12 protein-coding genes are annotated in these 13293 nt (G+C 53.3%); 6 read left to right on the plus strand and 6 right to left on the minus strand.

Features of this window, described 5'->3' with window-relative positions; all coding sequences use genetic code 11:
* The first annotated feature begins 62 nt into the window (after positions 1-62).
* The 3 genes from ACILP4_RS05890 (at position 63) to ACILP4_RS05900 (ending at position 2236) form a co-directional block, all read left to right on the plus strand.
* Positions 63-1268, plus strand: a complete 1206-nt coding sequence (locus ACILP4_RS05890; protein WP_395619879.1) for a type III PLP-dependent enzyme — start codon at positions 63-65, stop codon at positions 1266-1268.
* Positions 1269-1350: 82 nt separating this feature from the next.
* Entirely contained in the window at positions 1351-1779 is a 429-nt protein-coding gene (locus tag ACILP4_RS05895; protein ID WP_395619815.1) for an MAPEG family protein, read from the plus strand.
* Between the two features lie 13 nt (positions 1780-1792).
* Entirely contained in the window at positions 1793-2236 is a 444-nt protein-coding gene (locus ACILP4_RS05900) for an MAPEG family protein (protein ID WP_395619816.1), read from the plus strand.
* Here ACILP4_RS05900 and ACILP4_RS05905 read toward each other — a convergent pair.
* Genes ACILP4_RS05905 through ACILP4_RS05925 form a run of 5 tightly spaced genes read right to left on the minus strand, consistent with a single transcriptional unit; the run spans position 2233 to position 8478 of the window.
* Positions 2233-3432 (minus strand): class I SAM-dependent RNA methyltransferase, encoded by a 1200-nt coding sequence (locus ACILP4_RS05905; RefSeq protein WP_395619817.1) that lies wholly within the window; start codon positions 3430-3432, stop codon positions 2233-2235. The genes ACILP4_RS05900 and ACILP4_RS05905 overlap by 4 nt on opposite strands.
* Positions 3433-3474: 42 nt before the next feature.
* Positions 3475-5196, minus strand: a complete 1722-nt coding sequence (ilvD, locus tag ACILP4_RS05910) for a dihydroxy-acid dehydratase (protein ID WP_395619818.1) — start codon at positions 5194-5196, stop codon at positions 3475-3477.
* Between the two features lie 35 nt (positions 5197-5231).
* On the minus strand, positions 5232-5969 hold the full coding sequence (locus ACILP4_RS05915; protein ID WP_395619819.1) for an N-formylglutamate amidohydrolase: 738 nt from the start codon (positions 5967-5969) through the stop codon (positions 5232-5234).
* Entirely contained in the window at positions 5966-6793 is an 828-nt protein-coding gene (locus ACILP4_RS05920) for a 4-(cytidine 5'-diphospho)-2-C-methyl-D-erythritol kinase (RefSeq protein WP_395619820.1), read from the minus strand. Before ACILP4_RS05920 ends, ACILP4_RS05915 begins: the two co-directional genes overlap by 4 nt.
* A 44-nt stretch (positions 6794-6837) precedes the next feature.
* Positions 6838-8478 (minus strand): 4Fe-4S dicluster domain-containing protein, encoded by a 1641-nt coding sequence (locus tag ACILP4_RS05925; RefSeq protein ID WP_395619821.1) that lies wholly within the window; start codon positions 8476-8478, stop codon positions 6838-6840.
* A 114-nt stretch (positions 8479-8592) separates the two neighbouring features.
* On the opposite strand from ACILP4_RS05925, the gene ACILP4_RS05930 reads away from it, so the two are divergent.
* The 3 genes from ACILP4_RS05930 to moaB are packed head-to-tail and all read left to right on the plus strand — an operon-like array spanning position 8593 to position 11610.
* On the plus strand, positions 8593-9351 hold the full coding sequence (locus ACILP4_RS05930) for a uracil-DNA glycosylase family protein (RefSeq protein WP_395619822.1): 759 nt from the start codon (positions 8593-8595) through the stop codon (positions 9349-9351).
* On the plus strand, positions 9348-11096 hold the full coding sequence (locus ACILP4_RS05935; protein ID WP_395619823.1) for a lytic transglycosylase domain-containing protein: 1749 nt from the start codon (positions 9348-9350) through the stop codon (positions 11094-11096). Before ACILP4_RS05930 ends, ACILP4_RS05935 begins: the two co-directional genes overlap by 4 nt.
* Entirely contained in the window at positions 11083-11610 is a 528-nt protein-coding gene (gene moaB / locus ACILP4_RS05940; protein ID WP_395619824.1) for a molybdenum cofactor biosynthesis protein B, read from the plus strand. Before ACILP4_RS05935 ends, moaB begins: the two co-directional genes overlap by 14 nt.
* A gap of 50 nt (positions 11611-11660) precedes the next feature.
* Here moaB and ACILP4_RS05945 read toward each other — a convergent pair whose 3' ends face one another.
* Positions 11661-13259, minus strand: a complete 1599-nt coding sequence (locus ACILP4_RS05945; protein WP_395619825.1) for a long-chain fatty acid--CoA ligase — start codon at positions 13257-13259, stop codon at positions 11661-11663.
* Positions 13260-13293: the final 34 nt, after the last annotated feature.

Raw genomic sequence — 13293 nt, forward strand, 5'->3', positions numbered from 1 at the left:
GGACTTCCAATAACCGCAAGGCAGCCTTGTTGTTTCATGTTATCTTTTGGGGGTCCCTTGAATTGTACGAGAACACTGACGCACTTGCTGTAGTCCGCGCCCTCCGCCCGGACGAACCAATCACGCTACTCCGCCCACATGCTGCTGCGCGCGCGGCCCGTTTCTTCGTTGAGAAGTTTCAGGGTAAATCTTTGTACGCCGTGAAAGCGAACCCATCACCTGCGTTGCTTGAAACCCTTTGGGAGGCTGGCATCACGCATTATGATGTTGCATCCTTGGGTGAAGTTCGGCTGGTCCACAAATTCCTTCCGGACGCAAAGCTTTGCTTCATGCACCCGGTGAAGAGCGAGCGCGCTATCGCGCAGGCCTATCACAATCATAATGTCCGCACATTCAGCCTCGATAGCCATGAAGAGCTTGAGAAGATCGTGCGCGCAACACATGGCGCGACGGATCTTGAACTGTGCGTTCGCATTCGGGTATCATCAGAACATGCAAAGTTAAGCCTCGCGTCGAAATTCGGCGCGGATCCGTTGGAGGTTGCTGACCTGTTGGTTGCAACGCGTCAAGTTGCAGACAGTCTCGGCATTTGTTTCCACGTTGGCAGCCAAGCCATGACGCCGGCGGCTTATGCAGAAGCCATGGAACATGTCCGCGCCGCGATTGTCGAGGCGTCTGTCACGGTGGACATTGTGGACATTGGTGGTGGCTTTCCTTCGGTTTATCCGGGCATGGAGCCTCCAGCGTTAGAAGGCTATTTCGACGTCATACATGATTGCTTCGAGGATTTGCCGATCAGCTATTCAGCCGAGCTTTGGTGCGAACCTGGCCGTGCATTATGCGCGGAATATACATCGCTGCTTGTGAAGGTCGAAAAGCGTCGTGGAAGCGAGTTGTTTATCAACGACGGTGCTTATGGTTCGTTATTCGACGCGGCCCACATCGGCTGGCGCTTCCCTGTGGCCCTTCAGCGGTCGGAAACATCAATTGGCACCCAGATGGCTGAATTCAGCTTCTACGGGCCTACCTGCGACGATATGGACCATATGGCGGGGCCTTTTATCTTGCCGGATGATGTCAAGGCTGGCGATTATATCGAAGTTGGCATGCTCGGCGCTTATGGCTGTGCGATGCGGACCGAATTTAACGGTTTTGGCGAGACGGAAACAGTGGTCGTAGAGGATCAGCCGATGGCAACGCTTTATGGTTGGGCTCCGGCCAATGATACAGGCGTTCGCGCAACGCGTTCGCAAAGCTCAAAGGTTTAAGTGGTCCTGACCCTAGGTTACATTTGACAATTTGTCTGAGGTGCCTCACCCTCCCCGTCTACATAGAGGGGGGGATTTATATATGAATATACCTATTTTGGCGCCAGCAGCTGCGTTGGTGGTCTGGTCACTTTTAATGCTGTTCTGGATGGCGGGGACACGGCTTCCAGCTATGTCCAAGATCGGGATGGACCTCAGTAAGGCTGCGCCAGGCGGCCGCGGGCAAGACATTGACCCAAATGTCCCCCCATCGGTGGCATGGAAATCTCACAATTACGCGCATCTCATGGAACAACCGACAATTTTCTATGCCACGGTTATGATCTTGGCAATATCCGGCGGGGCAACAGAGCTATCGGTCATGCTCGCTTGGGGTTACACCGCCTTGCGCGTAATCCACAGCATCTGGCAGGCAACGGTTAATACCGTTAGCATCCGCTTTATGTTCTTTTTGTTATCGACTGTCTGCCTGACCATATTGGCTGTACAGGCGCTGCTAGCGACTATTTAAGGGGAGAAATTATATGGAAAGTAGCATTTTAGGACCTGTCGCAGCGCTTGCGGCATGGACAATGATTATCTGGATTTGGATGTATGCTACCCGCTTACCAGCGATGGGCCGTGCAGGTATTGATGGAACCAAGATTGTTGGTTCCTCCAGCGGCGCGTTGCGCGATGCGCTTATCGCAAAAGGCGAAGAAAAAGCATCATGGGTTGCAGATAATTACAATCACTTACACGAGGCACCTACGGTTTTTTATGCGGCGTGCTTGCTATTAGCGATGGTAGGACAAGGCGACAATTTGAACGCGACTGTTGCTTGGGCATATGTCGGTCTGCGCGTCGCACATAGCTTGGTTCAGATTTTTTCAAACCGCGTGATCATTCGCTTTGCATTGTTTGCACTATCATCCGTCGCACTTATGATCCTTGTGGCGCATTCCGTAATGGCGGTACTGCTCCACTAACGGCTAAAATGGCCTACTAGCTCGATATGGGTTGACCAGCGGAACTGTCCCACCGGCCAGATCCGCTGCAACCTGTATCCAGCGGCAACCAAGGTTTTTGCATCCCGCGCAAAACTGGCGGGATTACAACTCACATAAGCTATATTCGGCACATTCGATGCGGCAAGCTGCGCGACCTGCTCCTTTGCGCCTGCGCGTGGTGGATCAAGCACAACAGTTTGGAATTTGTTGAGTTCATCTGCCGAGAGCGGCCGCCGGAACAAGTCGCGATGTTCGGTGAATATCGTTCGGCCAGTGCGCCCCGCCGCTGCTTTAAGAGCAAGACTGGCCTTTAGATCAGCTTCACCCGCATAGACCTTACGACCTGGCCCCATGGATAAGGCGAAAGTCCCGGAGCCTGCAAACAAGTCCGCAACAATGTTATCGTTGCCAATGATTGAATTGACAGCTTTCACCAAGGCTGTTTCACCATCGGCAGTGGCTTGCAGGAAGCCATAAGGCTGATAACCCACAGCAACACCGCCAAGTGTTACCGTAACAGGCTCAGGCTCATAAAAGGGTACAGGGCCATATCCTTCATCCAGCGACAGGCGGGCAAGATGGTGGGTCTTGGCAAATTCGGATAAAAGCTCATGTGTATCGAGGTCATTGGCAATCCAATTCTCAATCAAAACATCGACGCCTTGGTCAACCTTCGCCAGTTTGATTTGTACCTGCCGCGCTCGATTGAGCCGAGGCTCAAGCAAATTGCGTATTGGTGCGAGCAAAGCCAATAACTCTGGTGCCATTACGTCACATTGACGCAAGTCAATAATCCGGTGACTTTTCTCTGTACTGAAACCAAGCTGAAACTGCTTACCTGCCCATGCCGAACGCACCGCGATACGTCGGCGTGTCTTAGGTGGCGACAGATGTACAGGCATAACTTCGCCAATGCTTACCTGTTGCGTCGCAAGGGCGTGCGTTACGCGTTCGGCAATGAATAGCCTCAGACTGTCTTCGTCGAGATGTTGCAACTGGCAACCGCCGCACAAAGGAAAATGCTGACATGTTGGTGCGACGTGGTGCGGCCCATGAATTAGCCCGCCCGATGGGTCTACAATATCGCCCGGTGCTGCCAAAGCCACATAGCGACCATTTGCAGTGACGCCATCACCGCGCGCGGCCACCCTGATAATCTCTTCTGTTAAATCCATACCGCCCCATGCCCGTGAAGCGGCTAGCAATCAACCAGCGACTTAGATATCAGCAAATACGTGGGTTTCCTTCGCGCCACCCGGATGCGTGACCGCCCCCTTATAAGCAGGACCAACATTTTGAGCATAACGCCAGATCGCGCCAGATTGGTAATCTGTCTGACGCGGCTTCCAGCTTTTACGTCGTTCTTCAAGTACTTCCGCTGCAACATTCAGGTCGATAACGCCGGTTTCGGCATCGATAATGATTTCGTCACCATCCTCGATCAATGCAATCGGCCCGCATAACGCGGCCTCTGGCCCAACATGGCCGATGCAGAAGCCGCGCGTTGCGCCAGAGAAGCGGCCATCGGTAATGAGCGCAACCTTTTCACCCATACCCTGACCGTACAGGGCAGCAGTAGTCGACAACATTTCGCGCATGCCGGGGCCACCCCTTGGTCCTTCATAACGGATGACTATGACTGAGCCTTCACGAATTTCTCTTGCCTCAACGGCGGCAAAGCAATCCTCTTCGCAATCAAATACCTGCGCAGGGCCTGTAAAGGTCAACCGGTCCATGCCGGCGACTTTCACGATAGCGCCTTCTGGCGCAAGTGTTCCTCGAAGTCCGACAACGCCGCCAGTCGGCGTTATAGGAGCTGTCGCTGGATAAATAACCTTTTGATCTGGGTTCCAAGTGATTTGGTCGATATTCTCACCAAGTGTTTTGCCGGTAACCGTCATGCAGTTGCCAAACAACAACCCCTCGTCCAGCAACGACTTCATCAGCATGTAGACGCCACCTGCATCATACATGTCGCGCGCGACGAACTGACCGCCGGGCTGAAGATCGGCCATATATGGCGTGGTCTTAAACGCATCCGCGACATCGAACAGATCGAAATCAATACCAGCCTCATGGGCCATGGCAGGCAAATGCAAAGCGGCGTTAGTTGAACCGCCCGTCGCAGCAACAATTCTTGCTGCGTTAACGAAAGCTTCGCGCGTGCATATGTCACGTGGTCTTATGTTGTGTGCGAGCAGTTCCATGACTTGCACGCCTGCCGCATGCGCGATTTGGTCGCGCGTTGAATAAGGTGCTGGCGCCATATTGCTGTTGGGCAACGAAAGTCCAATCGCTTCCCCTACGCAAGCCATGGTGTTAGCGGTATATTGTCCGCCACATGCGCCATGTCCGGGACAAGCCACGCGCTCAAGCTCTTCCAATTCCGATAAAGGGCACGCGCCCGCCGCATATTTACCGACGATTTCGAACACATCCTTGACCGTGACGTCTTTGTCATTGTGACGGCCAGGAAGGATGGAGCCGCCATATACGAAAATCGAGGGCACGTTTAAACGCAACATCGCCATCATAATACCCGGCAGGGATTTGTCGCAGCCCGCAAAGCCCACAAGCGCGTCATAGCAATGACCGCGTACTGAAAGTTCGACCGAATCCGCAATGACTTCGCGGCTAACCAGGGAAGATTTCATCCCTTGATGCCCCATGGCAATGCCGTCCGTTACGGTAATAGTGTTGAAACGGCGTGGCATGCCACCACCCTGCTCCACGCCGACACGCGCGATATCAGCTTGAGCATCCAGCGTAGTGTTGCACGGTGCGCTGTCATTTCCAGCGGACACCACGCCAACAAATGGCCGCGCGATTTCTTCAGCAGTCAGGCCCATTGCGTAATAATAGCTGCGATGTGGGGCGCGCTCTGGCCCTACTGATACATGGCGGCTTGGCAATTTGGACTTGTCGAACTGATTTGGCATACTGACCTCCGTTAAGCCCTGCTCTCTAAGCCATATTATGCGGATAAGCCAAGCTGTTCCGAAACAAAATGGCACATTTCGGTCAATATTCGCGCGTATCTTGCTTGGCCATCAGAGTTGCTTGACAGATCCTGCCGCATCTCGATGCCAATATAAGGGATGTCATTAGCTTCAGCGTGACGGTTCATCGTCGCGTTGAGCAATTTACCGGAATAAGGCAGTTGGTCGCCCACAAGATATCCTGCATTTTCAAGAAAAGGGATAGCCAGTTTAGACGCTGCTTCCTGTTCATTATAAAGCACCCCAATCTCCCAAGGCCGTGCCTCATGCGGTTTACTCTCCAAGGCCGGTGTAAAGCTGTGGAGCGACAAAATGAGTGCCGGGCGATGCTGGGATAGCAATTGCTGCAAATGGTCGTGATAGGGCCTGTGGAAACGTTCTAGTCTTGCAATTTTTTCCGATAGCCCAAGGTTGTTGCCGGGTATCAGAACACCGTCGCTTTGTGCGGGGATCGCCGCTGCATCATCAACATCGCGGTTTAAATCGACAACAAGACGCGAATACCCACCTAGATAGGCCGCAAAGCGCGCATCTTGTGTGATCAAGCGCGCAACCTCTGCAACGCCAATGTCCCAAGCAATATGCCCGCGAAGGAACGCAGGCTCGATCCCTAGATCAATATCATCGGGAATGCAGTTCGACGCGTGATCCCCGATGATCAGGAACCTGCCTTGCAGCGGCGTTCCTAATATTTCGAACGGAGCATCGGTCATCGCAACATACTGGCCATAGACCACCAGTCTGGGTCAAGTGTCGCTCTCGCTGCCTCAAGGGTTTCTGCATCATCAAACAAGGCAAAGCATGTGGCCCCAGAGCCGGACATGCGCACGAAAACAGGGTTTGCGAGCGAAAGTCGGTTAATTATATCCGAAATAACCGGACAAAGGCCCGTAGCAATCGGTTCCAGGTCGTTTTGACCTTTCATCGCGGCGTCCCAAATATCGCTCTGATCAACTGCTCCGCCGTCAACGCCACTCCATGACTTGAATATCGCTGCTGTAGAAACGGATTGCAGCGGGTTAACAAGTAAAACATGCCGCGCAACGATATTGCTATCGTCTAGAAAAGTCAGGGCGGTTCCGGTGCCGCTGCCGAAACTCGGGCGGCTGAAGACGCAAGCGGGAATGTCTGCCCCTGAAGGGGCAAGAATATCCGCCAGTTCCTGTTCTGAGGCACCCAAACCCCAAAGGCGGTTAAGCAGCCTTGCTGTGGCTGCTGCGTCGGCTGATCCCCCACCAATGCCTGAAGCAACGGGTAGGTTTTTGTCGAGGCGAATGGCCGCGCCTTGCGTAACGCTAAAGTGTGCCTTCAACAACAAGGCCGTTTTCAGGACCAAATTGCTTTCATCAACCTCTAGCCCAGAAGCAAAGGGGCCATAAATTTCCAGTGACAGCTCATTTGCAGGGCATGCGGTTAGAACATCCCCGTCCTGAACAAAGGCGAACAGCGTTTCGATGTCATGATAGCCATCAAGACGCCGTTTCCGGACGTGTAAGGCGAGGTTTATCTTTGCAAAGGCTATTTCAGAATGTTCCACGACACAACCTTACCCCATGGGCGGCGACAAAAGCGCCACCCGCATTACATATTGGGGTAATTAGGCCCACCGCCGCCCTCTGGCGTCACCCAATTGATATTCTGGTTCGGGTCCTTGATGTCACAAGTCTTGCAATGGACGCAGTTTTGCGAATTGACTTGATAACGGGCGTCCTTACCCTCTTCTTCAATCCACTCATACACACCGGCAGGGCAATAGCGCGTTGATGGACCAGCAAACTCCATAAATTCGCTGTTTTTCTGAAGGTCCATATCTTTGACCTGCAAATGGATGGGCTGATCTTCTGCATGGTTCGTGTTTGAGAGGAAAACCGAAGACAGACGGTCAAAGCTGAACACCCCATCGGGTTTTGGATAATCGATCCGTTCGGCGGTGCTTTTCTTCTTCAGCGCCTTGTGGTCCGGATGATGCTTCATGGTGAAAGGCAAGCGTATACCGAAATTCTCCAGCCACATATTGACACCAGCAAGCGCGCTACCCAGCAGGTTACCGTATTTTTCGACGAGCGGAAGAACGTTGCGTACCATACGCAATTCTTTGTAAATCCAGCTATTTTCATAGGCCGTCTGATATGCGGTAAGCGCATCATGTTCGCGGCCCGCAGCCAGCGCTTCAACAGCAGCTTCAGCCGCCAGCATGCCAGACTTCATTGCCGTATGCGTGCCCTTGATACGCGGTACGTTTACGAACCCGGCCGAGCAACCAATCAATGCACCGCCAGGGAATGTAAGTTCAGGTACCGACTGCCAACCGCCATCGCTAATCGCCCGCGCGCCGTAGGATACACGGCGGCCACCAGCGAGTATCTTCTTAACCTCTGGATGGGTTTTCCAACGCTGCAGTTCTTCAAAAGGCGACAGATAAGGGTTTGAATAATTCAGCCACACAACAAACCCCAAGGCAATTTGGTTGTTCGCTTGATGATAGAGGAACGCGCCGCCATTGGCATCGGTCAAAGGCCAGCCCTGACTATGAATAACGCGCCCTGCAGAATGCTGCTCCGGCGGAATGTCCCACAATTCCTTCAAGCCGATACCGTAAACCTGCGGCTCACAATCCTTATCGAGCGCAAATTGCGGTTTGAGCAATTTAGTCAGGTGGCCGCGCACGCCTTCGGCAAAGAATGTGTATTTTGCATGCAATTCCATGCCCCGCATATAATCGTCTTTATGGCTACCATCGCGCGCAATGCCCATGTCGCCGGTGGCGACACCCCTAACCGAGCCGTCGCTGTTGTAGAGAATTTCTGCAGCCGAAAAGCCGGGAAAAATTTCTACACCGAGATTTTCAGCCTGCCCCGCCAACCAGCGACAAACATTACCAAGCGAGCCGGTGTATGTGCCCTTATTGTGCATGAAACCGGGCGTCAGGAAATGTGGCATGTTGAACTTGCCGGTCTTAGTCATGATCCAATGCTGATTGTCATTCACTGGCGTATCGGCCAGCGGGCAACCCATGTTGCGCCAGTCAGGCAGCAGCTCATCAAGCGCTTTGGGATCAATGACCGCACCCGACAATATGTGCGCGCCCACTTCGGAACCCTTTTCAAGGATGCAGACGCTGGTATCCGGGGATAATTGCTTTATGCGAATTGCGGCCGAAAGTCCTGCTGGCCCGGCACCAACAATCACAACATCATAGGGCATCGACTCACGTTCACTCATTGCCTTTATCCTTTACCCGGCATATAATTCCAGCTGTCCCGTTATTTGAACAGCCTGTGGGAATTGCCATGCCAAGCAATTGACCCTGCCGTCAACTGGTGACTGAAGGGATTTATGGAAGATAGGGGAAAAATTACCGCATTTGCTGTGGTTGAATCGCTATCTGGTTGGTGGGAGCTAGCCGGGGTTGATTCTGCTGTGCGTTATAACACGGTGGATTTGCTAACACAGGGCACCGTCGACACATCTCCGAACATTTCTGACCCTGCCCCATACAAGAAAGAGCCGGGTGAAGTACCCGCGACGACCACAATCATGTGGCCGAGAGATATTACCGCCCTTCGCGAGATGGTGACGAGTGGAGCCCATCTGCCTGGCAATGCTTATGGCCCCATTCGCTTTCCGCCGATTGGTCCCGACTGTTGCGATGTCATGATCATTTCTGACTTGCCAGACATATTGGATAGGCCTGAAACCCCAGCGTCATTAAATGCCGCTCTCTTGCATAGAATGCTCGCCGCAATCGGCATAGAAACCGCGCATTGCTATTGTACATGGTTAGCGACGAGCATCCCATCAGCAGGCGAGGTTCCCGAAAACGACTTGCCCAATCTTGCTGCATTTATGCTGCATCAAGTACAGTTGATTAAACCAAAATCGCTGATGATACTAGGCTCTGCTGCATGCAAAGCTCTGTTGGGCGAAGAACTCATGCATGCGCGCGCAGAGTTACGATATATCCACCATGAAGGCCTCAACCTACCAACGATGGCGACATTTCATCCACGTACCCTTATTGCGCGGCCTGCCATGAAAAAGCAGGCTTGGAGAGATTTGCAAATCTTTGCGAAAAAGGCGGTTCAATGCGCATGAAAATACATAAGTTGGGCGCGCTCGCCTTTGCCGTGGCTTGTACATCCTTTGCGACAGCTCATGCAAACACCAGCGGCGGGTTTCGTGCTATTGCCTCTTCCCAGCCAGCACCCAATGTTCTGAACGCTCAAGAAAAGGCGGTTTTTACTGCGATCTATGAGGCTATCCGGTCAGAAAAATGGGATGAGGCGGCGCGCATGATTGATGCAGCCCCCCAAGGCCCGATGTCGGCGATGGCGCGCGCAGAATTGTACGTTGCACCCAATAGTCCAAAGGTTGAGGTAGCGCAGCTCCAAGCTCTGCTGGAGGCGGCACCCTATTTACCGCAAGCTGAGCAATTGGCGACTATGGCGCGGAAGCGCGGTCTAGAGACGATCCCCAGTCGCCCAGGCATACGCCGCTTTTCATGGCTAGGTGGCGCACCAAAAAGAGATTTACCCGCAAATGAAGCAGGCGATAGCGTGCGTGCCGAATTGCAGGTGTTCATTAAAAATGACCAACCCTTTGCCGCTGAACAATTTTTGGAAAGCAAAGCATTGGAATTGTCGCCCGAAGCGCTAACGGAATTACGTTATCGTGTCGCATGGTCTTATTATATCGAGAATGACGACATATCAGCAAAGCGTGTTGCCACTATCGCGCAAGTTGCGGGTGGAGCTTGGGGCACACAGGCCAGCTGGGTGCTTGGTCTCGCTTCTTGGCGGCTAGGTGATTATACTGCTGCTTATGGTGCTTTTGATCTTGTAGCCCGCTTGGCAAGCAACGATGACTTAAAAGCAGCAGGCCTGTTTTGGGGCGCACGTGCAGCAATGGCCGCAAAACAGCCGCAATACATTCAGCTCAAGATGCAAAAAGCGGCGCAGCTATCGGAGACATTTTACGGCCTGCTCGCCAGTGAAGCGCTTGGAATGGAACAGATCACTCGCAAAGTAGCAAAAGTGGTCAAACTTGATTGGGCAAGTTTGCAAAACCAGCCAAACGCCGTCTTAGCGGTTTCTCTTGCCGAAATTGGGCAGAATAAACTGGCCGATGAGGCATTGCGTCATCAGGCAAGAATTGGAGATGTACGGCAACACGCAAACCTCGCCCAGTTGGCAGGCGCGTTGAACTTAGCCTCAACGCAATTCTGGTTCGGCCATTATGGTCCCTCGCGCGATCAGAGCAACGCCACGGCACGTTACCCCCTGCCCAATTGGGAACCCACCGGTGGTTGGCGTGTCACTCCCTCCTTGATATATGCCCACACGCTGCAAGAATCCAATTTTCGCACCGACGTAATCAGCCCGGCTGGCGCACGCGGACTCATGCAGGTACGCCCCGGAACGGCCCAGGACCTCGCGCGCGCCCGCGGCGCGTTTTTTGCCGCATCTGATTTGGACCGTCCGGCAGTTAATCTGGAATATGGGCAATCCTATCTAGAAAAGCTGCGCGATCTACCCACAACGGGCGGGCTTTTGCCCAAGGTGATCGCTGCCTATAATGCGGGTCCTTCACCGGTGGCTCGCTGGAACAGTGAAATACGCGACAATGGCGACCCATTATTGTTCATTGAATCTATCCCATTTTGGGAAACGCGTGGTTATGTGGCAATCATTCTTCGAAATTACTGGATCTACGAGATGCGCGAGAACAAGGCCTCAGGAAGCTTGAAGGGCCTGGCCCAATATATGTGGCCGAAATTCCCGGATGCCAATGGCACCGTCACAACGCGCAGGATTACAGGAGGCGTCATTGCCGCTCGATGAAAACAGAACGTTCAAACCGGTAAATATCGCACTGCTGACGGTGTCAGACACCCGTGATGAAGGAAACGATACAAGCGGTGATCTTCTAGCCGAACGGATAGCCTACGCCGGGCACAGAATCGCTGATCGCGCCATTTTGCGTGACGATACTGCATTAATCACCGCACGGTTACAAAACTGGATCGATGATGAGAACATCGATGTTGTCATCTCAACCGGTGGTACCGGCTTAACCGGACGCGACGTAACCCCCGAAGCCCTTGAGCGCGTAAAAACCAAGGATATTCCTGGTTTCGGCGAACTCTTCCGCTGGTTAAGCTTCGCAAGCATTGGCACATCCACCATACAGTCACGGGCTTGCGCTGTACTAGCCGAGGGAACCTATGTTTTTGCCCTCCCAGGTTCAAATGGTGCGGTTAAAGACGGTTGGGACCAGATCCTGGTGCATCAACTCGACAGCCGTCATCGCCCCTGCAATTTTGTGGAACTAATGCCGCGCTTGCGCGAGAGATAATATAGGCGGCGAGAACCACCTACACTACATCAAGGCCAGCGGTGACAATCTTAATCCTCGAGTACAAAATCCTGAAACTGCGCGCGCAACGCTACTTTCTGAATTTTACCAGTGCCTGTGTGTGGCAATTCATCTACAAACAGCACCCGGTCTGGCATCCACCATTTGACGATGCGTTCCGCCAAATAGGCTTTTACCGTCGCCTCATCTACCTCCGCTCCGGGTTTCTTTACGGCAATCAGAACGGGGCGTTCATCCCATTTGGGGTGCGGAACGCCAATCGCGCCCGCTTCTGCAATACCGGGGCAGCCCACCGCAATATTCTCAAGTTCAACTGAGCTGATCCACTCCCCGCCGGACTTAATGACATCTTTCACACGGTCCGTGATCTGCATCGTGCCGTCGGGATGCAGAACAGATACATCACCGGTGTCAAACCACTGATCTGCGTCCACTGCGTCGGCATCTGCCTTGAAATAGCGTTTAATGACCCATGGCCCGCGGATTTGAAGCGCACCGGACGTCACACCATCGCGCGGGGCCACGTTGCCGTCCTTGTCAATCACGCGCAGCTCAACACCAAATGGCGTGCGGCCTTGCTTGCACACAATGTCAATTTGCTGCTCAAGTGTAAGATCATCCCAATCAGGTGTCGGGGCCCCCATGGTACCAATAGGCGATGTTTCAGTCATGCCCCATGCGTGTGATACGCGGACGCCCGAAGTCATTAGGCGTTCGATCATAGCACGCGGCGCAGCCGACCCGCCAATCGTCACCAAGCGCAGTTTGCCGAGCGTAGCGTCTCGACCCGCTGCTGCCTCTGCGTCCAAATGCGCGAACATCGAGAGCCACACTGTTGGCACACCGGCGCTATGGGTGACGCCTTCTTTGAGCATCAGACCATGCAAGGTTGGCGCATCATTGGTTGTCGAAAATACAAATTTGACGCCAGCAGCGGCGCCTGCGAAGGGTAAGCCCCAGCTTGCGGCATGGAACATGGGAACAATGGGCAGCAGCACCGATTGTGGACTGAGGTCGAAAATAGCAGGGGCTATTTCGGCCATAGCATGCAACATCGTCGAGCGGTGCTGATATAGCACACCTTTTGGATTACCCGTCGTGCCGCTGGTGTAACACAACATACAAGCGTCGCGTTCGTCGCCGGTTGCCCATTCATAATTGCCATCTTGCTCGGCGATGAATGCTCCGTAGCTGTCGTCGCGGTCAAACACGACATAATGCTCAACGGTCTTCAGATGCGGCTTCAACCGGTCAACTATCGGTTGGAACATTACGTCATACATCAACACCTTATCTTCGGCGTGGTTCATGATGTAGATCAGATCTTCGTCGAAGAGCCGCACATTCACGGTATGGATGACACCGCCAAAACCAATAGCGCCATACCAAGCTGCCAAATGCCGGTGATGATTCATCGCGAAGGTGGCAATCCGGTCCCCCTTTTGCAGGCCTAAACCGACAAAGGCTTGTGACAATTTGCGCGCTTCAGTGGCTACACCAGACCAGTTTGTGCGCTCTATCGTCCCGTCGGTCCAGCGTGTTACGATTTCGCGCGTACCATGTTCGCGGGCTGCGTAGTCGATCAAACGCGGAACCCGAAGGTCCCAGTCTTGCATAGTGCCGTGCATCAAAATCTCTCCCTCTTCACCGCTGCAGGATACT

It is taken from the genome of Sphingorhabdus sp., assembly GCF_044239045.1.
In the GTDB taxonomy this organism is placed as follows: Bacteria; Pseudomonadota; Alphaproteobacteria; order Sphingomonadales; family Sphingomonadaceae; genus Sphingorhabdus_B.